Here is a 23,993-nt window from a genome sequence, read left to right as displayed (position 1 = left end):
AGCCACGCCTTCAATCGGTTCGACTCAGCTCATCCGTGCGTGTTGCTGCATGTCGATGACAGTCAGACGACCATTCCATGATCGTGCTCGCTTATAAAGACCGGCGCGTTGAATACGCATTCCGTCTCTTAAAGTGATTTGCCAAATAACGTCATTCCAGCAACGTTTATTTGGGAATGGTCTTATTCAAGCTGCTCCGGAAATATATCGTGGCGCTTGTGTTTGGATGTAAACCAGCGCGTATCGTCGAAACAAGTCCGCTGCGTGGCGTGGTGCCGACATGCGCCGGATGCAGCGCCGAACTGGGTCGGAGGTATGCACCCAGAACAGGAGTTGCAATCACCGTTTTGTAAAGATTTTTTTGTCATCACGTGATTTTCGTGATTTTTTCCACAGTTTTGGGGTTGCGCGAATAGTTAGTGTGCGTTTAACTTGCTTGGGCACAAGTTATTCAACTAAGTTGCCTGCACATCGTGTTCGGTTGTGTGAGCAGCCTGCTGTGCGTCTTCTATCGTGCGTTTCCACCGCGTATTGCCGGCACTTGCTGGGAGTGGGCGGTTTTATTACCCCTCGTTTTCTTAGGCCAAGTGCTGATTCGGCGTCCATTGACCGTATGACGGTCCAAGGGCGTCGACGGACTGCGCGCCACACTACAAGGATGCATGCAATGCACGCTGACGCCTCGACACCTGTTTTTCCCGTGACCCGTGCCCAGCGCGGCCTGTGGGTGGGCAACAAGCTTTATACCGAGAACACCCTGATGTTGTCGGAAGCGCTTGAATTATTCGGCCCGCTGGATCCGCAGGTGATTTTGCGCGCCAGCGTGCAGGTTACCCGCGAATTCGACACCTTGCGCTTGTGCATCGCCGAGCAAGCCGGGCTGCCGGTGCAGAGCGTGCTACCTGAGTACACCGGCACGATGCCTTACTTCAACGTGGCCGAGGACCCGTCGCCGCGCAACGCGGCCGAGCACTGGATTGAAGAACAGATCCGCAAGCCGGAGGATTTACGCAACGGACCGCTGTGGTTCTGTGCGTTGTTCCGTCTTGGTGAGGATCATCACCTGTGGGTGCAATACATGAGCCACCTGGTGATGGATGGCTATACCACGGCCATGGTGGCGCAGCGCGTGGCGGTGCTTTACAACGCCTACCTGATCGACGCTGAGCCGGAGGCAGCCGACTTCGCCAGTGCGACGGAATTGGTTGTGCTGGAGCAGCAGTATCGCGACTCTGATCGCTATCAGCGCGATGGCGCTTACTGGATGCAGCAACTGGCCGATTTGCCGACGCCTGCAACGCTGGCAAGGCCGGGCACTTACCAGATGGCCGGCTCAATGCGCAGAACGTGGGAGTTTTCTGCGCGCCAGATGCTGCAACTGCGCGCGGTGGGCAAGCGCTACGCCGTCAGCCTGCCGCAGATGTTGATTGCGCTGGTAGCGGCCTATTACTATCGCTACACCGGAGCCGACGACCTGGTATTTGCGATGCCGGTGAGCGGGCGTATCAATGCGCGTTACCGCAAGACACCGGGGATGGTGGCCAATGTGGTCTACATCCGCTTGAAGATGGAGCCGCAGCAGCCGATCCATGCGTTGTTCACGCAGGTCTCTTCGGTGGTCAAGCATGCGCTGCGGCATCAGCAATACCGGTTCGAAGATGTGCGTCGCGACATGGGCATTTTCGGCGGCGAGCAGAAGATCGCGCGTCTTGCCGTGAACATCGAAGCCTTCGACTACACCTTGCGCTTCGGCGAGGCGTACGCGGTGCCGCACAACCTTTCCAATGGCCCGGCCGACGACCTCACCATCTTCTGCTACGAACGCGGCGATGGGGCGGCAATGCGTTTCGATCTGGATGCCAACCCGGCGTTGTACGACAGCGAAGAGCTGGCCGAACACTGCCGCCGTCTGACCCATCTGGCCGATGCGGTGTTGGCCGATCCGGAATGCGCGCTGGGCCAGGTCGATATCCTCGGCGTTAGCGAGCGCCGGCGTTTGCTGCACACGTGGAACAACACCGCAGCGCCGTTGCCGGAACAGGCCACGCTGTTGCACGGCATGCTACAGCGCGCCGAACTGATGCCTGCCGCGGTGGTGGCGCAATACGACAACCGCACGCTCGATTACGCCACCCTGTGCGAGCTTGCCTCGCGCATCGCCGCGCAATGGGTGGCCGATGGCGTGGGCCCTGGCGATGTGATCGCGGTGGCGTTGCCGCGTAGCGAACACTTGTTGGTGGCGTTGCTGGCGGTGATGTGGAGCGGTGCGGCGTACCTGCCGCTGGATCCGGAGAGCCCGACCGCGCGCAACCGCCAGATGCTCAACGATTCCGGTGCCATCGGTCTGGTCTGCGAGCCGGCACTGTGCGAGCGCTATCTGCTCGGCGGCATGGTCTGGCTGGATCCGCGTCCGGCCGTGTTGCCGGAGGCGATCGCACCGCTCGCCACGCCCGACGGCACCGCCTATGTGCTGTACACCTCCGGTTCCACCGGTGCGCCCAAGGGCGTGGAAATCAGCCATCGCAACCTGTTCAATTTCCTGCATGCGATGGAGCACGAGCTGGCATTGCGTCCGCGCGATCGCGTGCTGGCAGTCACCACAATCACCTTCGATATCGCCGGGCTGGAGTTGTACCTGCCGTTGCTGGTGGGCGCGCGCGTGGTCATCGCACCGGCCGGCATCAGCCACGATCCGCGCAGCCTGTCGCGCCTGATCGCGGACGAACGCATCAGCCTGGTGCAGGCCACGCCATCGCTGTGGCGCATCCTGCTGGCCAATGAGGATCTGGTGCTGGATCGCATCCACGCCTTGATCGGTGGAGAGGCGTTGGCGCCGGAACTGGCTACGCAATTGCTGAGCCGGGTGGGGCGCCTGACCCAGTTGTACGGGCCGACCGAAACCACGATCTGGTCGACCATCATGCCGCTGCAGCTGACCGACGCGGCCGCACCGCCGATCGGCCGGCCGCTGCTCAATACGCGCGTCTATGTGCTGGATGCGCAGCGGCAACCGCTGCCCACCGGTGCGATCGGCGAGCTGTACATCGGCGGTGCCGGTGTGGCCAAGGGGTATCGCGGCAAGCACCAGCTGACCAGCGAGCGTTTCGTGCCCGACCCGTTCGCCGACGACGGCAGCAGCATGTACCGCACCGGCGACCGCGTGCGTCAACGCCCCGATGGCCTGCTGGAATTCATTGGGCGCGCCGATGCGCAGCTGAAGATCCGCGGACATCGGGTGGAGCCGGCCGAAATCGAAAACGCGCTACTGCTGCATTCGCAGGTGGAGCAGGCCGTGGTGGTGGGTCACAGCGATGGCGATCACGCCTTGCAGCTGCTGGCCTATGTGGTGGGCAAGCATGGCGACACGCTATCGATCGAGCTGCTGCGCACGCATCTGCAGCAGCACCTGCCAGCATCGATGATTCCTACCCAGTGGGTGATGCTGCAGGCACTGCCGCTGACCCCCAACGGCAAGCTGGACCGGCGCGCATTGCCGTCGCCCGGCGCCTTGCCGCAACGCGCGCATGTGGCCCCGCGCGATGCGCTCGAACGCCAGTTGGCAGCGATGCTGCAGGAAGTGCTCGGCATCGACGTGGTGGGTGTGGACGATAATTTCTTCGAGCTCGGCGGCGATTCGATGCGTGCGGCGGAAGTGGCCGCGCGTTTCCCGCAGATGTTCGGTATGGAACTGCCGCTGGGCACGTTGTTCCATGAGCCAACGATCGCCGGCCTGGCCGGTGTGATCAAACGCAGCGCGGATACGTCCAACGACCCCCTGAGCGTGCTGCTGCCGTTGCGTGCAGGCACGGCCGGCACCACGCCGCTGTTCTGCATCCACCCGGTGATCGGTCTGGGCTGGTCGTATCTCACCTTGCTCGGTCAGCTGGATCCGCAGTGGCCGGTGTATGCGCTGCAATCGCCGGGGCTGAGGGATCCGCAGCATCGTCCGGAAAGCATCGAGGCGATCGCACACGATTACCTGGCGCATCTGCGCAGCGTGCAGCCGAAGGGGCCTTACCGTTTGCTGGGCTGGTCGCTGGGCGGCTTGATCGCGCACGCCATCACGGCCGAATTGCATGCGATGGGCGAAGAAGTCGAAGTGCTGGCCATGCTCGACAGTTACCCGCACCTGGAACAGGCCGCATCGCTGCCGGAATCGGAGAACGTACTCGCTTCGGTGCACGCGCTGGGCCTGCATCTGGCGCCGGGCCAGCCAATGCCGACCACAGTGGCCGAGTTGGCCAGCCTGCTGTGCGCGCACTACGCATTGAACGACTTGCCTGCAGTGCGTCAGCTGCTCGAACAACGCCCCACGCTGCTGGACGATATGGGCGGCATGACCCAGCATCACCTGCAGCTGGCGCGGCGTTTTCGGCCCAAGTCGCTGGATCAGGACGTGTTGTTCGTCGAAGCCGGCGTGCGCATGAGCTCCGGCGGCGATGAGGCGACATGGGTGGATTACCGCCCGCAGGCTTGGCGCCCCTACGTGCGCAACCTGCATCTGCACGTACTGGACAGCGATCACCATTCGATGCTGTCGTCGGCGCACGCGGCCACGCTCAGCGGCTTGCTGCATGCAGCCACCGCGCAGGCCACGCAGCGCAGCGGCAGCATCGCCACCGCCAGCGATGGAGTGGCCGAATATGCCTGAGTCTGTTGCCAGCAGCGCGCACAACCGCCCAGTGGTCATCGCCACCCTGGGCACGCATGGGGACGTACGCCAGATCATTGCGCTGGCCCTCGGCTTGCAGCGGCGCGGCTATCCGGTGCGGGTGCTGACCAGTTCCAACTTCGCGGCGTTGATCCGTGCCAACGGCCTGGAATTCTTCCCGCTCAGCGGCGATGTCCAGGAGCTGTTGCAAGACCATCCGGACATTGCCGAGATGCGCGGTGCCTCTGGCATCTTGCGCAAGAAGTTGCCGGAGTGGGCGCGCGATTGGGCCGCGCAGGGCAGCGCGGCGTGTGCCGGTGCCGGCTTGATCCTGGGCGTGGGCAGTGCCAGTTTCCTCGTCCATAGTCTGGGCGAGGCGTATGGCGTGCCTGTAGCGTTTGCGCAGTTGCAGCCGCTCACCGAGTCGCGCCATCTGCCGCTGATGCTGATGCCCAACCTGCGTCTGCCTGGAAGGGTCAGCGTGGCATTGCATCGCCTGCTGCGCTTTGTCGGCTGGCAGCTGATGCGGCCGGTGGTCAACGGCATCGTGCGTTCGGCATTGGGGCTGCCGGAATATCCGTGGAGCGGTCCGGATCGCAGCACGCTACGCGTGATCTACGGCTATAGCGGGCATGTGTGCCCGCGTCCGCCAGACTGGCCGGAAGGCGCACAGGTGTGCGGCTTCTGGCAGCTGCCGCCGTCGCAGCGGCAACCGCCGGCCGCGCTACAGGCGTTTTTGCAGGCCGGGCCGCCGCCGCTGTATATCGGCTTCGGCAGCATGACCAGCAGCGCCGCCGCGCAGCTCACCGCCACGGTCAAGGCAGCGGTGCGGTTGACCGGGCAGCGTGCGTTGCTGGCCAGCGGCTGGGGCGGTTTGGCGGCCGGGGAGGCCGCTGCCGTTGATGATGCCGAGCGCTTCTGCCATCTGGAGCAGGCACCGCACGATTGGCTGTTTCCGCGCGTGTCGGTGGCAGTGCATCACGGTGGCGCTGGCACCAGCGGTGCCGCGTTGGCAGCGGGGATTCCGTCGGTGGTGCTGCCCTTTGGCTACGACCAGCCGTTCTAGGCGTACTGCTTGGCGCAGCGCGGGGTGGCGCCCCCGGCGCTCGCACGCGCCGGTCTGCAGCCATAGACCCTGGCCGATGCCATACACCAGGCCAGCGCGCCGGCCATGCGTGCGGCGGCACGCGCACTCGGTCAGCGGGTGCGCGAGGAAGACGGGGTGAATCGTGCGTTGGATCAACTGCAGGCCTGGGCGCTGCTGGAGCCGGTCAAGCCAGTGGCGGCGCGCGGCGACAGCGAGCGGGCGATCGCATGACCGGCACACTGTCGCTGCATGGGAAGGCGGCGGAGTCGGACGCGAGGGGGGCGATGCGCCCGTCCAGGTGAGGTGTGGCAATCCAGCCGCGTCGTGGGTGAGAGCGACGTTGGCCGGTTAGCTGCAGGCAAGCACCGACGCCGCCAACGGTGCAGGCGCGCAGCGGTGCCAGCATGATCGAGGGAATACACGCCGCACGGTGCGGCTGGATGCGTGCTCGGTCGACATCGCGCGGGGGATGCATTGATGTGCTGCGCCAACGAGGCACTGGCCGCTGTGATGCGGCCGGTAGTGCAGGGCATAATCGGGCTTTCTCGCCGCCCGAACGGACGCATGCGTTATCCGGCTCTGGACCTGCTGCGTGGCATCGCCATCCTGTGGGTCATGCTGTTCCATTCCTTCGTGGTCGGCGGCTTGGGGCCGGACTGGGCGTGGGTGTCGCGCTATGGCTGGATGGGCGTGGATCTGTTCTTCGTGCTGAGCGGGTTCTTGATCGGCACCCAGGTGCTTGCGCCATTGGCGCGCGGGCAGCGGCTGGACATCGCCGATTTCTACGTGCGCCGTGCGTTCCGCATCCTGCCGGCGTTTTTGGTGGTGCTGCTTGTCTACCTGCTGTGGCCGCCATTTCGTGAAGCGCCCGGCCTGGCGCCGTGGTGGATGTTCGCGACCTTCAGCTTGAATCTGTTGGTTGACTACGGCCGGGATGCCGCGTTCTCGCATGCCTGGTCGTTGTGCGTGGAAGAACATTTCTATCTGGTGTTTCCGTTGCTGGCGACGCTGCTGTCGCGGCGTCCATCGGCGGCGCGCTTTGTCCTGCTCTGCGTTGTTGTGATGGTTGCAGGCATCGCGCTGCGTGCCGGTATCTGGCTGCACAACACCGCCTTGGACAGTGCCGGCGCCGGTCTGCAGCGCAACTGGTTCATCGAGGACATCTACTACCCGACCTGGAACCGCCTGGATGGACTGCTGGCCGGTGTGGTCCTGGCGACGCTGAAGGTCTTTCGCCCGCCGCGGTGGCAACGGCTGCAGCAGCACGGCAATGCGCTTCTGCTGGCGGGCGTGGTCACGCTGGCGCTGGCCATGTGGTTGTTTCGGGAACGCACCGGCCTGCCTGGCAATGCGGTCGGTTGGCCGGTGCTATCGCTGGGACTGGCCTTGCTGGTGCTCGCGGGCACCGCCACCAGCGGTGTGCTGGGTGGGCTGCGCGTTCCCGGCGCGGCGTGGCTGGCAGCCATTTCCTACAGCCTGTATCTGACCCACAAGGCGGTATTCCACCTCACCCAACTCTGGCTCGGCCCGGCGCTGGAAGGGCGCGGTGTGCTGGCATTGGTGGTGTATGGGGCGATTGCGGTGCTGGGCGTGGCGCTGTTGCATTACACGGTGGAGCGCACATTCCTGCGGCTGCGCGATCGGGTGGTGCGGCCACGCGCGCGGCGGGTCGCCGGCGACCGATGGTGGCTGACGACGCTTGCGGCGGTCGTCAGCTGCGGCCGCGATGCCGACGCAGCTGCCGTCATCATGGCGCCTCGCGCGCCACCTGGAACCCTGCGAAGGACTGCGTCACCGGCATGATTTCCAGGCGGTTGATATTCAAATGTGCCGGCAGGCTGGCGACATAGAAGATCTGTTCGGCGATGTCTTCTGCCGTCATCGGCGTGGCGCCGCGGTACAGCGTGTCCGAGGCGGTCTGGTTGCCGCCGGTGCGCACCAACGTGAATTCGGTTTCGGCCATGCCCGGTTCGATCGAGGTCACGCGCACGCCGGTGCCGTGCAGGTCCGCACGCAGGCCCAGCGAAAACTGTTGCACGAATGCCTTGGTACCGCCGTAGACGTTGCCGCCGGTGTACGGATAGGTCGCCGCGACCGAGGCGATGTTGATGATGGCGCCGCGGCGCGCAATCAACGCCGGTAGCAGGCGGTGGGTGAGCGTGACCAACGCGGTGACGTTGGTGTCGATCATCTGCTGCCACTGCGCCAGGTCGGCCTGCTGCGCGGGCGCGGTGCCCAGTGCCAGGCCGGCATTGTTGACCAGCACGTCGATGTCGGCGAATGCGGCCGGCACTGCGTCGAGCGCGTCCGACAAGGCCTGCGCATCGCGCATGTCGAACGCGGCGGTGTGCACCTGCCCGGCAGGCAGCTCAGCGGCCAGCGCCTGCAGGCGCTCGGCGCGCCGACCGGTGGCGATGACCTTCCAGCCGGCTGCGGCGAAGCGGCGCACGGCGGCGCTGCCGAAACCGGAGGTGGCACCAGTGATCAGGACGGTCTTGGACATGGGGAACTCCAACGAGACAGGGGGATTCAGGGAACCAGATTCAGGGAACCAGCCGCTGGCCGGCGGTTGCGGCACGCCGCGCTTGCAACATCGCTTCGGTCAAGGTCTCGCGTGCGACGACATGACCACGACGCAGCCGCAGAGCCAGGTATGTGGCCGGTGCGTGCGCAGCAGGCGTCGCAGTGCCGGGTAGCTCGACGATCAATTCGCCATCCACCCAGACGGCGGGCACTGGCGCTGGTTGGCCGGGGAACAGCACGTCCAGCGGCAGGCTGGGTGGCGCATCGCCGCAGGCGCCCAGGACCACGCGATCGAGCACCAGCTGTTGCGCTTCCAGCCGCCAGTCGGCGCGGTAGCCGCGCCAGTTCGCACTGCAGCTGCCCAGTGCGCTGCCTGCGCGCGCCACGAAGCGCTTCCAGGTAGCGGGATCGTCCAGTGGCCCGGACAACGGCTCGGCCAGCAGCGTCGCCTGCTGGCCGTCGATCTGGAGGCGGTCAGGGATCTGATCGGTGGCATGCGCCGCGCCGGCCCATGCCAGTCCCCCCAGCAACATGCCCGCGATGCGCCGCATCACGCGTGTCTACTGCGCCTTGATCGCAATGGCGGACACGCCACTGCCGGTGAGCTTTTGCTTGGCTTCGGCCAGTTCGCTGGCGCTGCCGTAGGGCCCCATGCGCACGCGGTAGACCGTCTTGCCGCTGATGTCGGCCGATTCCACGCGTGCGGCCAGGCCCATCATCGCCAGCTTGGCCTTGGTGGATTCGGCATCGCCAGAAGCGCCGAACGAGCCGGCCTGGAGGATGTAGCGGGTGGTGTCGGCAACTGCCGGGGCAGCTGTCGTCGCCGTGACGGCGGCGGCGGTTGCAGCGGGCTTGGGCGCAGCGGCGGCCGGCGTGGTGAGCGCGGCGGTGCTGGCCGAGGCGGGGGGGGCGGCCGGGCGTGGCGATGCGGCTTCCGACAGCGGCTTGGGCACGCTGGCGGTGCTTTCGTTCAGCGGCACCGGCACCCTGGCGGCCGGTGTGGCTGCCGCAACGCTGGCGCCGGGTGCCGGTGCAACCGGTTTGCCTTCCAGCGCCGCACGCGCACGCGCGGCCTCTTCGGCGCGCGCGCTGGCGGCCAGTTCGGCATCGGACATCTGCACTTCCTTGCCGGGCAGCAAGGTATAGAAATCGTACTGGGTCTGCGCATCGCCGGGCTTGGGCTGCGGCTTGGGCGGCTGCGCGCTGGGCTTGGGCAATTCGGCCGGCGTGTCCACGTCGGCATCGGCCACCGGCTCGGGCTGCGCATCCGGATTGGCACGCGGGCCCACGCGCAGGAAACCGTCGCCGTCCTTTTTGAACAGGTGGGGTGCGGCCAGGAAGATCACTGCCGCAATCGCGGCGCCAGCCACCAGCCACACCCACCCTGGGGTGCCATTGCTGGTATTGCGTCGGGCCTGACTCTTACCGCGTCGTGCTGCCATCTACCACTTCTCCGAATCGTGTCGTTGCGGGCCGACTGGCCCGACTTGCTGAGGTAATGAGCGCTGCTGCGCTGATTGTCCGGTGAGCGCCATCAGCGCCCGAGGTTGCAGGCCGGCGTTGACCGCGGTGCCATGCGCTGCACCAGCTGCATGCGATGGCGCCCGGTCGCTGTCGCCTGATTACATCTTTTCCGGAGCGCTGACGCCGAGCAGTTCCAGGCCATTGGCCAGCACCTGTTGAGTGGCGACCGCCAGGGTGAGCTTTGCATCGCGCTCGGCGGCATCGTCCACCAGCACCTTGCTGTTGTGATACCACGTGTGGAAGGCGTGCGCCAATTCACGCAGGTATTGGGCGATCTGGTACGGCTCCAGCGTCTGGCCGGCGATGTCCACCACTTCCGGGTAGCGCGACAACTCCACCATCACCGCGAGCGAGTGCTCGTCGTCCAGGCGTGCGAGCTCGGCCAGGCCATGGACCTGATCGTACTTGTAGCCTTTCTCCTGCGCCTGGCGCAGCACGCTGCAGACCCGCGCATGCGCGTACTGCACGTAGAACACCGGGTTGTCGTTGCTCTGGGCACGCGCCAGGTCGATATCGAAGGTGAGCTGCGAGTCGGGCTTGCGCGCGATCAGGAACCAGCGCACTGCGTCGGCGCTGGTTTCTTCAATGAGATCGTGCAGGGTGACGTAGCTGCCGGCACGCTTGGATAGCTTCACTTCCTCGCCGCCGCGCATCACCGTGACCATCTGGTGCAGCACGTATTCCGGCCAGCCCTGCGGGATGCCCAGCTCCATTGCCTGCAAACCGGCGCGCACGCGCGTCAGCGAGCCGTGGTGATCGGCGCCCAGCTCGGTGATGGCGCGCTCGTAGCCGCGCTGCCATTTGGTCAGGTGATAGGCCACGTCCGGCACGAAGTAGGTGTAGGTGCCATCGGACTTGCGCATCACCCGGTCCTTGTCGTCGCCGAAGTCGGTGGACTTCAACCACAACGCGCCACCTTCCTCGTAGGTGTGGCCGGAGGCGATCAGCTTCTGCACCGCTTCTTCGACCTTGCCGTCCTTGTACAGTGAGCTTTCCAGGAAGTAGATATCGAAATCCACCCGGAACGCCGCCAGGTCGTGGTTTTGCTCGTTACGCAGATACGCCACCGCAAAGCGGCGGATCGCTTCCAGGTCGGCTGGATCCTTGCTGCCGGCAACCAGATGGCCTTCCAGGTCGACGGTGTCGCCGGCCAGGTAAGCCGTGGCCACATCGGCGATGTAGTCGCCGCGGTAGCCGTTTTCCGGCCAGCCGGCGCTGTCGGGGGTGAGGCCCTGCGCGCGCGCCTGCACCGACAGCGCCAGATTCTCGATCTGCACGCCGGCATCGTTGTAGTAGAACTCGCGTTTGACGTTCCAACCGTTGGCATCGAGCACGCGTGCCAGGCTATCGCCGATCGCCGCCGCGCGGCCGTGACCGACATGCAGCGGGCCGGTCGGGTTGGCCGACACGTATTCCACGCCCACCGAGCGGCCGTTGCCGGCCAGGCCACGGCCGTAGTCATGCCCCTGCTTGATCACATGCGCCACTTCGCGCTGGTAGGCGGTGGCAGCCAGATGGAAATTGATGAAGCCGGGACCGGCGATTTCCACTTTGGTGACATCGTCGCTGACCGGTAGCGCGGCGACCAGCGCCTGCGCCAGTGCGCGCGGATTGCTGCGCGCGGCCTTGGCCAGCAGCATGGCGGCGTTGGTGGCGAAGTCGCCGTGCTCGCGGGTCTTGGGTCGTTCGACCACAAATTCCGGCGGCAGGGTGTCGGCAGGCAGGGTGCCGTTGGCGCGCAAGGCTTCGATGCCTTGGCCGATCAATGCGCGGAGGAGGGCTTTCAAGTGGGATCTGCTTGGAACCAAACCAGCGATTTTACCCGACCGCGTGCCGCAGGGTCCGACCGATGGTTCAGGTCGGCGCCGCATTGCTCAGTCCAGCCAGCCGCGCTCGGCTAACGACACTGGCCGCCCATCGCCGATGACGAAGTGGTCCAGCAGGCGGATGTCGACCAGATCCAGGCCGTCCAGCAGCCGTTTGGTGACCGCTCGGTCGGCCTCGGAGGGCTCCGGGTTGCCGGACGGGTGATTGTGTCCGACGATCACCGCCGCCGCGTTGTGCAGGAGCGCACGCCGCACCACTTCGCGCGGATGGATGTCGGCGCCGTCGATGGTGCCGGTGAACAGTTCTTCGAAGGCGATGGCGCGGTGGCGGTTGTCCAGGAACAACACCGCGAACACTTCGTAGGCCCGCGCGCGCAGCCGCTGCGAGAAGTAGCGCCCGACGCTGGGCGGGTCGCTCAGCGCCTCGCCGCGCTCCAGCGCGCTCATCAGGTGGCGATGTGCCAATTCCAGCGCGGCAGCGAGCTTGCAGGCCGAGGCCGGGCCCAGCCCGGGCAGGCGCGCCAGCGTTTTGGCCGGGCGGTCCAGCAGCAGGCGCAGCGGGCCGTGCCGGTGCAGCAGATCGCGCGCGGTCTGTACCGCGTCCTGCCCGCGCAGGCCGGAACCGACGAAGATCGCCAGCAGCTCGGCATCGGACAAGGCAGCGGCCCCGCGCGCCAGAAGTTTCTCGCGCGGGCGTTCATTGGTGGGCCAGTCGTGTATGTGCATATGGCGAGATTGCCGGTGCTTATCGCGCACGCCCATCAGGCCAGCGCGGGGCATCGGCTAATCTAGTTGTCCTTGTAACCGTAGGACGACTCCGACGTGATCGGCTCCACTCAGGCCCGCCCCCTGGACGGACAGCGTTTGCTGCTGTGCGTCGGCGGAGGCATCGCCGCTTACAAATCGCTCGAACTGGTCCGTCGCCTGCGCGACGCCGGTGCGCAGGTGCAGGTCGCCATGACCAGCGGCGCGCAACAATTCGTCACCCCGCTCAGCTTCCAGGCCTTGTCCGGGCAACCCACCCGCACCACGCTGTGGGACAGCGCTGCCGAGCAGGCGATGGGCCATATCGAACTGGCGCGCTGGGCCGATCAGGTGATCGTGGCTCCCGCCACCGCCGATCTGCTGGCGCGGCTCGCGCACGGCCTGGCCGACGATCTGGTCACCACGCTGTGCCTGGCAACCACTGCGCCGCTGACCGTGGCGCCGGCCATGAACCACCGCATGTGGCTGCATCCGGCCACCCAGGCCAACATCGCCACCCTGCGCACGCGCGGGGTGGCGGTAGTGGGCCCCGACGACGGCCCGCTGGCCGAAGGCGAATCCGGCCCCGGGCGGTTGGCAGAGCCGGCAGCGATCATTGCCGCGCTGGCTGGCGGTGCAGCGGTGAGTGCTGCTCCGGCCGGCGCCAGGAGCGCGGCTGCGCCGGTGTTCATTCCCAGCAGCGCGCAGCTGGAAGGCCTGCGTATCGTGATCAGCGCCGGGCCCACCTTCGAGGATCTGGATCCGGTGCGCTACGTCGGCAATCGCAGCAGCGGCAAGATGGGCTACGCCCTGGCCGCCGCCGCTGCCAGGCAGGGCGCCGATGTGGTGCTGGTCAGCGGGCCGGTGCACCAGACCACGCCCCCGGGCGTGCAGCGTATCGACGTGCGCTCGGCCGCGCAGATGCGCGATGCGGTACTGGGTGCATTTCCGGCCGACATCTACATCGGGGCCGCTGCCGTGGCCGACTACACGCCCAAGCGGATGGTGCCGCAGAAGATCAAGAAGACCGGCGAAACGCTGACCCTGGAACTGGTGCGCACACCGGACATCCTGGCCGAGGTCGCGGCGCAGACCGGTGCGTTGAAACTGGTGGTCGGTTTTGCGGCTGAAACGCACGATGTGGAGCATTACGCGCGTGGCAAGCTGGCGGCCAAGCGGCTGGACCTGATCATCGCCAACCAGGTGGGGATCGAAGGCGGCGGCTTCGAAAGCGACAACAACGCCGCCACCGCCTACTGGCAGGGCGGCGAGCGTGCGTTCCCCAGCAGCAGCAAGACCCACCTCGCCGACCAACTGCTGGCCCTGATCGAGGAGAGATTGCAGGCATGAGCACCCAGACCCAGTCCTTGCAGGTGAAGTTGCTCGACCCGCGCTTCGGCGATCTGTGGCCGCTGCCGGCCTATGCCACCGAATCCAGCGCCGGCATGGACCTGCGCGCCGCGCTGGAAGCGCCGATGACGCTGGAGCCGGGCGATACGGCGCTGATTCCCAGCGGCATCGCGATCCATCTGTCTGACCCGCAGCTCTGCGCAGTGATCCTGCCGCGTTCGGGCCTGGGCCATCGCCACGGCATCGTGCTCGGCAACGGCACTGGCCTGATCGATGCCGATTACCAGGGCCCGCTGCTGATCAGCACCTGGAATCGGGGGCGCGAGGCCTTCACCATCGAGCCGGGCGACCGCATTGCGCAGCTGGTGATCCTGCCGATCGTGCGCGTGGGCTTGCAAGTGGTGGATACTTTCGTCGACAGCGCGCGGGGAGCGGGTGGATTCGGCCACACCGGCGTGCGCTGACGGGGGAAGTCACATGAGCAAGGCGAACGAGCGCAGGCAGTCGATGTCCAGCGTGCGTACGAGTGGTCCGGTGTTGGGGGGCATCGTGCTGTTGCTGGCCGCGTGGTTCGGCTGGAGCAGTTATGCGCAATGGCGCCAAGACGCGGTGGCGCAAGACCTGGAGCAGGCACGCGACCGTGCGGTGCAGGACGTGGGCCAGGCAATGGCCACGCAGGCCAGCCAGCTCGATGCCGTGCTCAAGCAGCCGCCGGTCATCGCTGCGCTGGCCGGTGGCGATGCGCTGGCGGCCGCAACGGCCATCCGTGAGCGCTTCAAAGGCGCCGAGGAGGTCCAGGTGGTGCCTGGTGACCTTGGCGCGGCCTATTCCGACCCCAAGAATTTTGGTTACGCGCGGCTGAGCCTGCTCGAATCGGCGCAGGTGGCCGACCGTGCGCAGGTGCGCGTGGTGCGCGACGCCAAACAGGTCCGGCTGGGCGTGGCTGCCAGGGTACGCCTGGGGGGGCAGCCAGCCGTTGCGTATGCACGCCTGCCGTTGCTGCGCCTGACCGGCCCGCTGGACGCGATTGCGGTGCCCGGCAGCGCCTATCTGGCCTTGCGCCAGGGCAGTTACAACGTGGCCCAGCAAGGAGATGCCGGTTTGTCCGATGCGGCCGAAACGCTGGCCAGACCGCTTGGTACCAGCGGCCTGCGTGTGGCTGCGGCGGTGCCGCAGGGCAGTAGCGGCTCAGTAGGCCTGGGCGCGGTCGGTTGCGCCATCGTGGCCGCGTTGCTGCTGATCATTGCGGTGTTGCTGGTGCTGGCCAGCCGGGGGCAGGTGGCCTTGCCGCGGCGCCGGGTTGCCGGCCAATCCAGTGCCGATGAACCCACCTTCAGTCAGAGCCTTCGGCACGACGCCAGCATTGCCAGCGAAGCACGTGCGCTGGACGCCGAGATCCCGCTCGCGGCGCCAGTGCCAGTGCCAGTGCCAGTGCCGGCAGTGCAGGTCGCCCCCCACATGTTCCGCGCCTACGACATCCGCGGCGTGGTCGGCAAAGATCTCAACCCCGGCGTTGCCGCCGTGATCGGGCAGGCTATCGGCAGCGTGATGCAGGCGCAGGGTCTGCGCGATGTGGTGGTCGGTCGCGACGGCCGGCTGTCCGGACCGGAGCTGACCAACGGCCTGATCGACGGCCTGCGCCGCGCCGGCTGCAATGTCACCGACATCGGCCTGGCACCGACGCCGGTGGTGTACTTCGGCGCTTACGAGCTGCATGCCGGCAGCTGTGTGGCGGTGACCGGCAGCCACAATCCGCCGGACTACAACGGTTTCAAGATCGTGATCGGTGGCGAAACGTTGTCCGGCGACGCCATCGCGGAACTGCACCAGCGCATCAACGCAGGCCGCCTGCATACCGCCGCCACGCCTGGCGAACTGCAACAGCGCGATATCAGCGATGCTTATATCCAGCGCATCGCCGACGACGTGCAGCTCGATCGCCCGATCAAGGTGGTGGTGGACGCCGGCAACGGCGTGGCCGGCGATATCGCGCCGCGCCTGCTGGAGGCCATCGGTGCCAAGGTCATGCCGCTGTATTGCGAAATCGACGGCACCTTTCCCAATCATCACCCCGACCCGAGCGAGCCGCACACCCTCGACGATCTGGTGAAGATGGTGCAACGCTTCGATGCGGATATCGGCGTGGCGTTCGATGGCGACGCCGACCGCCTGGGCGTGGTGACCAAGGAAGGCGCGGTGGTGTTCCCCGACCGCCTGCTGATGCTGTTCGCCGCCGATGTGCTGCAGCGTAATCCGGGTGCGTTGGTCATCTACGACGTGAAGTGCACCGGTAAGCTGTCCGACTACGTGTTGCGCAATGGCGGCAGCCCGCTGATGTGGAAGACCGGGCATTCGCTGATCAAGTCGAAGATGCGCGAAACCGATGCCGAGTTGGCCGGCGAGATGAGCGGGCACTTCTTCTTCAAGGAACGCTGGTACGGCTTCGACGACGGCATCTACGCCGCCGCCCGCTTGCTGGAAATTCTGGCCCAGCGCGAGCAGACCCCGTCCGAGGTGTTGGACGCCTTGCCCGAAAGCATCTCCACGCCGGAAATCAAGGTGCCGGTTAAGGGCGATGCGCATGCGCTGGTCGCACGCTTTGTCGCACGTGCGCAGGCGAGCGAAGAATCGCCGTTCGAATCGGCGCGGCTGTCGACCATTGATGGTTTGCGCGCGGACTTCGTCGATGGCTGGGGGTTGGTCCGCGCCTCCAACACCACGCCGATCCTGGTGCTGCGGTTCGAAGCCGACAGCGAGGCCGCACTGCAGCGGATCCGCACGCTGTTCCGCGAACAATTGCAGACGTTGTTGCCTGAGCATCCGTTGCCGTTCTGATTGCCAGAGGCCGTGATGGCCAGCTGCGCTACCCGACCCGTTGGTTGAGAGGCAGCGCAGCTGGACCGGCGCGGGACGCACCCGCCTGCCAACCGGTGCCGACCCTGCGTAATGCTCACCAGCGTGTTCCGCCTGTTCCGGTTCGATCAGCAAAATCGTCTGACGTGATGATCGGTGCGGCGTTGCGATCGTCTGCTAACAACCACACCGCGTCCCAGTACGGATATCCGCCGATCTGCTCGGCCAGCCCCGCACGCAGGGGCAGTGCGACCAACGTGCGGGCGAACTGGCGATGATCGGTATGCAGCGGTAACTCTGCTGCCTGCATCTGCGGCTGCCACACCGTTCCGCCACGTCCGCGTGCGCGATTGACCGCATCGGCCGCCATCAACCGCGCCGTCGCGGCCAATTGCAGCAACGCCGCCTTGCCCGGTGCCTGCAGCAACCCACACCACGCGTCCGGCAGCAGCACCCAGCACAGCAACTGCGCACCTGGCCATTGCCGTGGCAGCGCCAGGCTGGCAGCTGCCGCGCGGGCGCAGCGCCAGTCCGCGAACAACGGCACGTCCTGATGCGTGGGCAGCCGCAGATGCCAATACGTTTCAAGCGTTGGCATGGACATGGGCGATGAGGGAGGGGCGCTGGACATGGCCACAGCCTGCCCGCAGCGCGACAGGGACAACATCGGCGAGCAGCCCAACAGCGCGTCGGCCACGCATGCAATGCCGTGTCCGAAAAGCAGGCATCAATCTTCAGTGAGATCGCCACGGCCCAGGCGATACGCGGTGCATCGCTTGACCCAGGCAGGTCACGTCAATGCGCTCAGGCGCTCATCAATCACAGCAATCGCCGCGCAAAGAACCGAGCCAAGAACAGGAATCGCCAGGCGAAAATCGAGCCAGGGGGTATGCCATGCATCTGCAATGCAGCCGAATCGCATCGGTACGCTGAGACATCGCCAGCGGCGATCGTTCGCAAAAAATCCGGTGCAGCGATGCACTTTGCAGCGATGCACGCACCAGCATCGCCTCAGCGCGCCAAGGCATTCGTCAACCGTTCGATCACCCGACAAACATCTGGACGGACCAGACGCTCCCCCATCCCAATCCAGCCTCAGTGGCCTGCCCGGTCCCGCTTCCATCCGCGATGCTTCACATCCAGATACAGGCTGTAAAACGCGGTAAACGCCGGGAACAGGTTCTGCAGTACGCCGACCGAATCCTGCTTTGCGGAAAACACGAAGTAGCTCAGCGTCATCAGGCTACCGACCACGCTCATGTACCAGAACAGGCGTGGAATTACCGGCTTGCCGGCGCGTTTGGAGGCGACGAACTGTACCAGCCAGCGACCGCCGAACATCAGCGCGCCGACATAGCCGATCAGCTTCCAGCCGGTGACATGGATACCGGTCCAGTACAGCCAGGTCAGTTGTTGGTCGAGAAAGGACGGATCCATCAACGCTCCTGCACCACGGTGCGTTTGCTGCGGGTAATCAGCCAGGCCACACCGCGCAGGTCGCGGATGCCGACCAGGGCGCGATTGAGATTGTTGTACTTGGACACGCCAGCGGTGCGATGGCGGTGATTGACCGGCACGCTCACCGTGCGCCAGCCGGCGCGTTGCATCAGCGCCGGCAGATAGCGGTGCATATGGTCGAAATAGGGCAGGTCCAGAAATGCCTCGCGCTCGAACAGTTTGATGCCGCAGCCGGTGTCGGGCGTATTGTCGTGCAGCATGCGCGAGCGGATCGCGTTGGCCCACTTGCTGGCCCAGCGCTTGGAGCCGGAATCCTGGCGATTGACCCGCCAACCGGCGAACAGCTTCACCTGCGTCTCGGCCTGGCTGCGCGCGATGAGCAGCTTGGGGATGTCGGCCGGGTCGTTCTGGCCGTCGCCATCGAGCGTAGCGATCCAGCTGGCGCGTGCGGCCTTGACCCCGCTGCGCACCGCCGTGCTCTGGCCGCTCTGGGTCACGTGATGCAGCACGCGCAGTTCCGGCGTGGCGTTCTTCAGACCCTGCAGCACTGCCAGCGTGTCGTCACGAGAATGGTCGTCGACATACACGATTTCGAAAGCCACCACGCCGCGCAAGGCGCTGACGATTTCGCCCACCAGTGTGGTGACGTTATCGCGCTCGTTGAACACCGGGACGACGACGGACAGCTGCGGTTGGCTCATGGATGCGGGGTATCCGGAGGAAGGCTGAGCGAAAAGATCGCGCATTGTGCCCTGACTGTCTGAGTCAGGCATGAAGCATGCACACGTTATGCGCAGTGAGACGGCCAGAAAACAGCCTGTAGCGTGTTGTGTTGTGTTGTGTTGTGTTGTGTGGTGTGGTGTGGTGTGGTGTGGTGTGGGCAAGGCTGCGACAGGCACATGGACTAGCAGGCACACCATATCGCTTCAGCACGGGAGCGCAGGGACCTCGCACCGCAACCTGCGTTGTATGCCAGGCGACCAGGCGCTTCCAGGGAGGCGATGGCCGTGAGGTACATCCGACGCCACGCGCCCTCAGCCGGCAGCGCCACGGCAGCCGCCACAACTCCAGCTGCACGCGCCCATTCTCCGCAAACGCGCGCATCCCCACCAAACCCCAGCCAGCGCTAGGCGCGCTCGCCGAAATACAGCCGACACCAATCCACCACCTGCGGCAATCCGCGCTCGACCGGGGTCGCCGGGTCGAACCCGAATGCGGCCTGCGCGCGCTGTGTATCGGCCATGGTGCGGATCATGTCGCCCGGCTGCATCGGCCGGTAGACCTTCTCGGCCGGACGGCCGGCGGCCTGGGCGATCACGTCGATGAAGTATTCCAGCTCCACCGGTGTGTGGTTGCCCAGGTTGAACACCCGGTGCGCAACCGCCTCGCTGCTGGGCGTGTCCAGTGCGCCGAGCACGCCGGCCACGATGTCGTCGACGAAGGTGAAATCGCGCTGCATCTTGCCGTGGTTGAACACCTCGATTGGCCGCCCCGCCAGTACCGCGCGGCTGAAGATCAGCGGCGCCATGTCCGGTCGTCCCCATGGTCCATACACCGTAAAGAAGCGCAGCCCCGTGGCGCGCAGGCCGTACAACTGCGCATAGGTGTACCCCATCAATTCGTTGGCCGCCTTGGTCGCCGCGTACAGCGAGCGCGGCTGATCCACGCGCTGGTCTTCGGAGAACGGCGGGGTAGCCGAATCGCCGTACACCGAACTGCTCGATGCATACACCAGGTGCTGCACGCCGCGGTGCCGGCACAGCTCGAGCATGTTGACGAAGCCGACCAGGTTGCTGTCGACGTAGGCGGACGGGTTTTCCAGCGAATACCGCACCCCCGCCTGCGCGGCCAGATGCACCACGCGGGTGGGCTGGATCTCATCGAACAACGCAGTCAGGCCGTCGCGATCGGTCAGGTCCAGCGTGCGGATATCGATGTCGGGGCACAGCGCCGCCACCCGATCGTGCTTGAGCTGCGGATCGTAGTAGCTGTTGTAGTTGTCCAGCCCCACCACCGTCTCGCCGCGTGCCGCCAGCGCGCGGCAGGTGTAGGCACCGATGAAACCGGCAGCGCCGGTGACGAGAATGGTCATGGCTGTGATCCTGGGAAATACGGAAACAAAAGGCCGGCGTCACGGGCGTGCAAGTGTGGCGCACTGCAGGCACGGCTGCGTGCGGGTGCGGCGTTGGGATGTTGCTGATGCGCCCGTGGCGCGCAGTGCGCCCGATGTGGTTGGCAATGGTCGCGGCTCATGCGGTGCTCCGGGGGAGGGCTGCAGCGCGCCATGCGTGGTCGTTCACCGCAGCGCGAGCGGCGCTTCGCTGGCGAGCTTGGCCTTGCGTTCGGCGCTGAAATTCCACCACGGTTGCGCCGCCTCGCCTTCCATGAAGCGCACGATCGACAGGAATACATCGATCACGCAAGGGTCGTGCAGCACGCCGGTGCGCAGGCACAGCTGCGCATGCATGTCGTAGGCATCGCGACCGCGCAGCTGCGCAGGCACGCGGATGCCGATCAGGCGCAGATCCTTTTCGCAGGCCGGCCCGACGTTGGGCAGGTCGGTCAGCTGCAGCAGATGGTGGCGGTCCACCTTGGCGGGATTCATGGCCGACGAGGATCCTGTTGGATGTGCAGCTGCGATCAGCCGCGCTGCATGCGCAGGCGTTCGAGCACGCCGTCCAGCGTGTCCAGATCGGTGTAATGAATCACCAGCTTGCCCTTGCCGCCGCGGCCGTGATTGAACACCACCTTGGTCCCCAGCGACTCGGACAGTTCGGTTTCCAGCGAGGCGATATCGGCCTGCGGGGCGACCGGTGCCGGTTTGCCCTTGCGCAGCGAGCCGGGCACCTTGCCGGCGGCGAACTGCTGCGCCCGGTGCTCGACTTCACGCACCGACCAGCCCTGGTCGGCCGCTTCCTGCGCCAGCTTGCTGGCCAGTTCCGGCGCCAAGGTGAGCAGCGCGCGCGCATGGCCCATTTCCAGGCGACGGGTTTCCAGCAGGACGCGGATCGCCACCGGCAATTCCAGCAGCCGCAGCAGGTTGGAGACCGATGCACGCGAACGGCCTACCGCACCGGCGGCCTCGGCATGGGTCAGCGAAAATTCGTCGATCAGCCGCTGCAGCGCCTGCGCTTCTTCCAGCGGGTTGAGGTCTTCGCGCTGGATGTTTTCGATCAGCGCCATCGCGATGACGGTGCGGTCGTCCAGCTCGCGCACCACCACCGGCACTTCGGTCAGCCCGGCCAGCTGCGAGGCGCGCCAGCGGCGTTCGCCGGCCACGATCTCGAACTGCCCCGGTGCCAGCGCGCGCGCCACGATCGGCTGGATCACGCCCTGCGCTTTGATCGATTCCGCCAGTTCGGCCAGCTTCACCTCGTCCATCTCCCGGCGCGGCTGGTACTTGCCCGGCTGCAACTGGGTCACCAGCAACTGGCGCAGGGTGTCGCCTGGCTGCAACGCATCTTCGCTGACGGCGCTCGGTGCCGCTGCGGCCGCGGCACCCTTCGGACCCAGCAGCGCTTCCAGGCCGCGGCCCAGGCCACGCTTCTTTGCGGGGATCGGCTTGTTCATCAGACGGTCTCCACGAGCCGATAGGCCTTGTTGCGGTCGTTCTGGCGTTGCACGATCTCGCTGGCCAGGCCCAGGTACGCCACCCCGCCACGCGACGTGCGGTCGTAACCGACGATGCTCTGGCCATGGCTGGGCGCCTCGGCCAGGCGCACGTTGCGCGGCACGATGGTGCGGAACACCTTGTCGCCGAAGTGTTGGGTCAGTTCGGCCGACACCGCGTTGGCCAGGTTGTTGCGGATGTCGAACATGGTGCGCAGCACGCCTTCGATTTCCAGCGCCGGGTTGAGGTTGGCGCGCAGCGCTTCGATGGTTTCCAGCAGTGCGGTCAGCCCTTCCAGCGCGTAGTACTCGCACTGCATCGGCACGATGATCGAGTCGGCCGCGGTCAGCGCATTGAGCGTGAGCAGCGACAACGCCGGCGGGCAGTCGATCAGGATGAAGTCGTACTCGTCGCGGATCGGCGTCAGCGCGCGCTTGAGCCGCTGCTCGCGCTCGCCCTGGTCCATCAGCTGGATCTCGGCGGCGGTCAGGTCGATGTTGCCCGGCAGCAGGTCGAAGCCTTCCGGCGCAGTCACCCGAATGTCGGCGGCGGTGTTTTCGCCCAGCAGCAGGTCGCAGGTGGAGGCTGCCACATCGCGCTTGTCGATGCCGCTGCCCATGGTGGCGTTGCCCTGCGAGTCCAGATCCACCAGCAGCACACGCTTGGGCGCGCGCGCCAGGCCGGCCGCCAGATTGACTGCCGTCGTGGTCTTGCCGACGCCGCCTTTCTGGTTGGCAATGGCGATGATCCGGGCCATGCGGGAGAGCCTCGTGGGCGAAGAGTAAGACCGGCCATTATGCGGGCAGGGCGCCGGATCGGGAAATGCCGTCCACGGCGGCGATGCGCGCGGGCGGGAATGACGGTAGCCGGTCAGCTGGCCGGCGATGCACCACCGGACGGAGCCTGCATGGCGCGGTAGCGCTGCAGGATGTCGGTGATCTCACTGTCCAGCGCCACCCGTTGCTGCTCGAAGCTGGATTGCAGGCGCAGCTGCGCCATCAATTCGCGATGACGTTCCTGGATGTCGTCGGCCAGCTTGTCGGCCACTGCCTGGCCGGCCAGCTCGCGGTCGCCGGCGCTGCGCAGCAGGCTGGCTAGTCCTTCGCGCAAGCTGGTCACGTTGAAGCGTGCGGTGTGGATGTTGTTGTCGACGATGGCGATGCGCTCGTTGAACACCCGGCGCAGGTCGTCCTCGCTCTGATAGGACATCAACATCGCCTGGTCGGTGCGCCGGCGCATCTGCTCGGCGGCCAGATCGGCCAGGCGTTGCTGCTCGCTGGCCGCGGCGGCAGCGCGCTCTTCGCTGCTCATCGCACGCTGCACCTCGGCGCTGCGCATGCCGCTCTTGGCATTGAATTCGTCGCGCGCCTGGTTTACCGCCTCCGGCGGCAGCGTATCGCTGCACACCCGGGCGCCGTTCTGGTTCCAGCAATACAGCTTCTTGGCCGCCTGCTTGTCTTGTGCGCTGACCGGTGCGGCCACGGCGAATGTCGCAGCGACAGCCGCCGCAACGGCGGCGAATAACGCCAAACGTGTGTGTATCGGCATCATCGCAGCCCCCTGTCGCCTGCCGTCAGCCTGTGGTGTCGGTCCCGTAGCGGCCACGATAGGCCAATAGCGGTTCCCGGAAGTCCACAAGGTCGGCGTTTCCTGCCGCAAAAGCAAGCAGATCGGCGAGGTTGGCCACGGCGATCACCGGAATGCCGGCCTCGGCCGCGACCGCCTGCGCCGCCGAACGGCGGTCCTGCTCGGAGGCGATCTCCTGCCGGTCCAGCGCCACCACGATGCCGGACGGCGTGCCGCCAGCCGCGCGGATGATGCCCAGCGCCTCACGGATCGCAGTACCGGCGGTGATCACGTCATCGACGATCAATACCTTGCGCCCCGCCAGCGGTGCGCCAATCAGGGTGCCGCCCTCGCCATGGTCCTTGGCTTCCTTGCGATTGAACGCCAACGGCAGGTCGCGCCCGCGACCGGCATAGGCGCAGGCCAGCGCCGTCGCCAGCGGGATGCCCTTGTAGGCCGGGCCGAACAGCAGATCGAAATCCACCCCGGCTGCATCGATGGCATCGGCGTAGCACTGCGCCAGCTGCGCGGTCTTGGTACCCGAGTCGAAGCGCCCGGCATTGAAGAAATACGGGCTGAGCCGCCCGGATTTGAGCGTGAACTCGCCAAAGCGCAAGGCGTCGGCATCCAGGGCCAGCTGCAGGAAACGGGTGCGGTGGTCGGTCATTGGACGGGAATGGGGAATAGGGAATCGAGAATGGTAAACGCATCGCGCGCCGGCAGCCTTCGCGGCCGCGCTGGGGTAGGCTTTACGATTCCCCATTTACGACTCCCCATTCCCGGCCTATGATACGCCCAGGG

At 66.1% G+C, this 23,993-nt stretch carries 19 protein-coding genes and 2 pseudogenes; 6 read left to right on the top strand and 15 right to left on the bottom strand.

The genetic code is table 11. The features are described 5' to 3' along the window. The first annotated feature begins 667 nt into the window (after positions 1-667). The 3 genes and pseudogenes from XBLMG947_RS18790 to XBLMG947_RS18780 all read left to right on the top strand — a co-directional run. Positions 668-4,651 (top strand): non-ribosomal peptide synthetase, encoded by a 3,984-nt coding sequence (locus XBLMG947_RS18790; protein ID WP_065470097.1) that lies wholly within the window; start codon positions 668-670, stop codon positions 4,649-4,651. Beyond that, positions 4,644-5,969, top strand: a pseudogene (locus XBLMG947_RS18785) (glycosyltransferase). Before XBLMG947_RS18790 ends, XBLMG947_RS18785 begins: the two are co-directional and overlap by 8 nt. A 333-nt stretch (positions 5,970-6,302) precedes the next feature. Continuing rightward, positions 6,303-7,400 (top strand): annotated as a pseudogene (locus XBLMG947_RS18780) (acyltransferase family protein); the annotation flags it as partial. Positions 7,401-7,485: 85 nt separating this feature from the next. Here XBLMG947_RS18780 and XBLMG947_RS18775 read toward each other — a convergent pair. From XBLMG947_RS18775 to radC, 5 genes are all read right to left on the bottom strand, one after another. Then, a complete protein-coding gene (locus XBLMG947_RS18775; RefSeq protein ID WP_065470096.1) occupies positions 7,486-8,241 on the bottom strand; it encodes an SDR family NAD(P)-dependent oxidoreductase in 756 nt (251 codons plus the stop codon). A 40-nt stretch (positions 8,242-8,281) separates the two neighbouring features. Continuing rightward, positions 8,282-8,815 (bottom strand): hypothetical protein, encoded by a 534-nt coding sequence (locus XBLMG947_RS18770; RefSeq protein WP_065470095.1) that lies wholly within the window; start codon positions 8,813-8,815, stop codon positions 8,282-8,284. A 6-nt stretch (positions 8,816-8,821) separates the two neighbouring features. Continuing rightward, a complete protein-coding gene (locus XBLMG947_RS18765; RefSeq protein ID WP_065470094.1) occupies positions 8,822-9,703 on the bottom strand; it encodes an SPOR domain-containing protein in 882 nt (293 codons plus the stop codon). Between the two features lie 180 nt (positions 9,704-9,883). After that, the gene (gene argS, locus XBLMG947_RS18760) at positions 9,884-11,572 is read right to left on the bottom strand and encodes an arginine--tRNA ligase (RefSeq protein ID WP_065470093.1); all 1,689 of its coding nucleotides are present in this window, start codon (positions 11,570-11,572) and stop codon (positions 9,884-9,886) included. Between the two features lie 87 nt (positions 11,573-11,659). Beyond that, the gene (gene radC, locus XBLMG947_RS18755) at positions 11,660-12,337 is read right to left on the bottom strand and encodes a RadC family protein (RefSeq protein ID WP_065470108.1); all 678 of its coding nucleotides are present in this window, start codon (positions 12,335-12,337) and stop codon (positions 11,660-11,662) included. A 96-nt stretch (positions 12,338-12,433) separates the two neighbouring features. Here radC and coaBC point away from each other — a divergent pair, with 96 nt between their 5' ends. The 3 genes from coaBC to XBLMG947_RS22910 are packed head-to-tail and all read left to right on the top strand — an operon-like array spanning position 12,434 to position 16,540. Further along, a complete protein-coding gene (coaBC, locus tag XBLMG947_RS18750) occupies positions 12,434-13,705 on the top strand; it encodes a bifunctional phosphopantothenoylcysteine decarboxylase/phosphopantothenate--cysteine ligase CoaBC (protein WP_065470092.1) in 1,272 nt (423 codons plus the stop codon). Then, the gene (gene dut / locus XBLMG947_RS18745) at positions 13,702-14,169 is read left to right on the top strand and encodes a dUTP diphosphatase (protein WP_065470091.1); all 468 of its coding nucleotides are present in this window, start codon (positions 13,702-13,704) and stop codon (positions 14,167-14,169) included. The genes coaBC and dut overlap by 4 nt, the downstream gene beginning before the upstream one ends. Before the next feature lie 13 nt (positions 14,170-14,182). Further along, on the top strand, positions 14,183-16,540 hold the full coding sequence (locus XBLMG947_RS22910; RefSeq protein ID WP_065470090.1) for a phosphomannomutase/phosphoglucomutase: 2,358 nt from the start codon (positions 14,183-14,185) through the stop codon (positions 16,538-16,540). A gap of 115 nt (positions 16,541-16,655) precedes the next feature. Here XBLMG947_RS22910 and XBLMG947_RS18735 read toward each other — a convergent pair whose 3' ends face one another. The 10 genes from XBLMG947_RS18735 to pyrE form a co-directional block, all read right to left on the bottom strand. Next, positions 16,656-17,225 (bottom strand): hypothetical protein, encoded by a 570-nt coding sequence (locus XBLMG947_RS18735; protein WP_065470107.1) that lies wholly within the window; start codon positions 17,223-17,225, stop codon positions 16,656-16,658. 123 nt (positions 17,226-17,348) lie between these two features. Continuing rightward, positions 17,349-17,555 (bottom strand): hypothetical protein, encoded by a 207-nt coding sequence (locus tag XBLMG947_RS23410; RefSeq protein ID WP_139074432.1) that lies wholly within the window; start codon positions 17,553-17,555, stop codon positions 17,349-17,351. Positions 17,556-17,653: 98 nt separating this feature from the next. Continuing rightward, positions 17,654-17,995, bottom strand: a complete 342-nt coding sequence (locus tag XBLMG947_RS18730) for a lipid-A-disaccharide synthase N-terminal domain-containing protein (RefSeq protein ID WP_005914402.1) — start codon at positions 17,993-17,995, stop codon at positions 17,654-17,656. Beyond that, positions 17,995-18,717, bottom strand: coding sequence for a glycosyltransferase family 2 protein (locus XBLMG947_RS18725; protein ID WP_065470089.1), 723 nt, complete (start codon positions 18,715-18,717; stop codon positions 17,995-17,997). The genes XBLMG947_RS18730 and XBLMG947_RS18725 overlap by 1 nt, the downstream gene beginning before the upstream one ends. A gap of 425 nt (positions 18,718-19,142) precedes the next feature. Further along, positions 19,143-20,108 (bottom strand): SDR family NAD(P)-dependent oxidoreductase, encoded by a 966-nt coding sequence (locus XBLMG947_RS18720; protein WP_065470088.1) that lies wholly within the window; start codon positions 20,106-20,108, stop codon positions 19,143-19,145. A gap of 204 nt (positions 20,109-20,312) precedes the next feature. Beyond that, a complete protein-coding gene (locus tag XBLMG947_RS18715; protein ID WP_065470087.1) occupies positions 20,313-20,621 on the bottom strand; it encodes a helix-hairpin-helix domain-containing protein in 309 nt (102 codons plus the stop codon). Positions 20,622-20,656: 35 nt separating this feature from the next. Further along, positions 20,657-21,586 (bottom strand): ParB/RepB/Spo0J family partition protein, encoded by a 930-nt coding sequence (locus tag XBLMG947_RS18710; RefSeq protein ID WP_065470086.1) that lies wholly within the window; start codon positions 21,584-21,586, stop codon positions 20,657-20,659. Beyond that, positions 21,586-22,383 carry a ParA family protein gene (locus tag XBLMG947_RS18705; protein ID WP_065470085.1) on the bottom strand — a complete coding sequence of 266 codons (798 nt, stop codon included), beginning with the start codon at positions 22,381-22,383 and terminating at the stop codon, positions 21,586-21,588. Before XBLMG947_RS18705 ends, XBLMG947_RS18710 begins: the two co-directional genes overlap by 1 nt. Positions 22,384-22,496: 113 nt before the next feature. Beyond that, on the bottom strand, positions 22,497-23,177 hold the full coding sequence (locus XBLMG947_RS18700; RefSeq protein ID WP_065470084.1) for a hypothetical protein: 681 nt from the start codon (positions 23,175-23,177) through the stop codon (positions 22,497-22,499). A 22-nt stretch (positions 23,178-23,199) separates the two neighbouring features. Continuing rightward, a complete protein-coding gene (gene pyrE, locus XBLMG947_RS18695) occupies positions 23,200-23,859 on the bottom strand; it encodes an orotate phosphoribosyltransferase (protein ID WP_065470083.1) in 660 nt (219 codons plus the stop codon). Between the last annotated feature and the right edge of the window lie 134 nt (positions 23,860-23,993).

This window comes from Xanthomonas bromi, from assembly GCF_900092025.1.
Taxonomy (GTDB): domain Bacteria; phylum Pseudomonadota; class Gammaproteobacteria; order Xanthomonadales; family Xanthomonadaceae; genus Xanthomonas; species Xanthomonas bromi.
The sequence above is the reverse complement of the archived record's forward strand: the minus strand, read 5'-3'. Positions and strand labels throughout refer to the sequence as shown.

Bases quoted from the DNA above. Each gene is read 5' to 3' on its own strand.
- XBLMG947_RS18790 (WP_065470097.1), top strand. From the start codon at position 668: ATGCACGCTGACGCCTCGACACCTGTTTTTCCCGTGACCCGTGCCCAG.
- XBLMG947_RS18775 (WP_065470096.1), bottom strand. From the start codon at position 8,241: ATGTCCAAGACCGTCCTGATCACTGGTGCCACCTCCGGTTTCGGCAGC.
- XBLMG947_RS18765 (WP_065470094.1), bottom strand. From the start codon at position 9,703: ATGGCAGCACGACGCGGTAAGAGTCAGGCCCGACGCAATACCAGCAAT.
- radC (WP_065470108.1), bottom strand. From the start codon at position 12,337: ATGCACATACACGACTGGCCCACCAATGAACGCCCGCGCGAGAAACTT.
- dut (WP_065470091.1), top strand. From the start codon at position 13,702: ATGAGCACCCAGACCCAGTCCTTGCAGGTGAAGTTGCTCGACCCGCGC.
- XBLMG947_RS22910 (WP_065470090.1), top strand. From the start codon at position 14,183: ATGAGCAAGGCGAACGAGCGCAGGCAGTCGATGTCCAGCGTGCGTACG.
- XBLMG947_RS18735 (WP_065470107.1), bottom strand. From the start codon at position 17,225: ATGTTGTCCCTGTCGCGCTGCGGGCAGGCTGTGGCCATGTCCAGCGCC.
- XBLMG947_RS18730 (WP_005914402.1), bottom strand. From the start codon at position 17,995: ATGGATCCGTCCTTTCTCGACCAACAACTGACCTGGCTGTACTGGACC.
- XBLMG947_RS18725 (WP_065470089.1), bottom strand. From the start codon at position 18,717: ATGAGCCAACCGCAGCTGTCCGTCGTCGTCCCGGTGTTCAACGAGCGC.
- XBLMG947_RS18720 (WP_065470088.1), bottom strand. From the start codon at position 20,108: ATGACCATTCTCGTCACCGGCGCTGCCGGTTTCATCGGTGCCTACACC.
- XBLMG947_RS18715 (WP_065470087.1), bottom strand. From the start codon at position 20,621: ATGAATCCCGCCAAGGTGGACCGCCACCATCTGCTGCAGCTGACCGAC.
- XBLMG947_RS18710 (WP_065470086.1), bottom strand. From the start codon at position 21,586: ATGAACAAGCCGATCCCCGCAAAGAAGCGTGGCCTGGGCCGCGGCCTG.
- XBLMG947_RS18705 (WP_065470085.1), bottom strand. From the start codon at position 22,383: ATGGCCCGGATCATCGCCATTGCCAACCAGAAAGGCGGCGTCGGCAAG.
- XBLMG947_RS18700 (WP_065470084.1), bottom strand. From the start codon at position 23,177: ATGATGCCGATACACACACGTTTGGCGTTATTCGCCGCCGTTGCGGCG.
- pyrE (WP_065470083.1), bottom strand. From the start codon at position 23,859: ATGACCGACCACCGCACCCGTTTCCTGCAGCTGGCCCTGGATGCCGAC.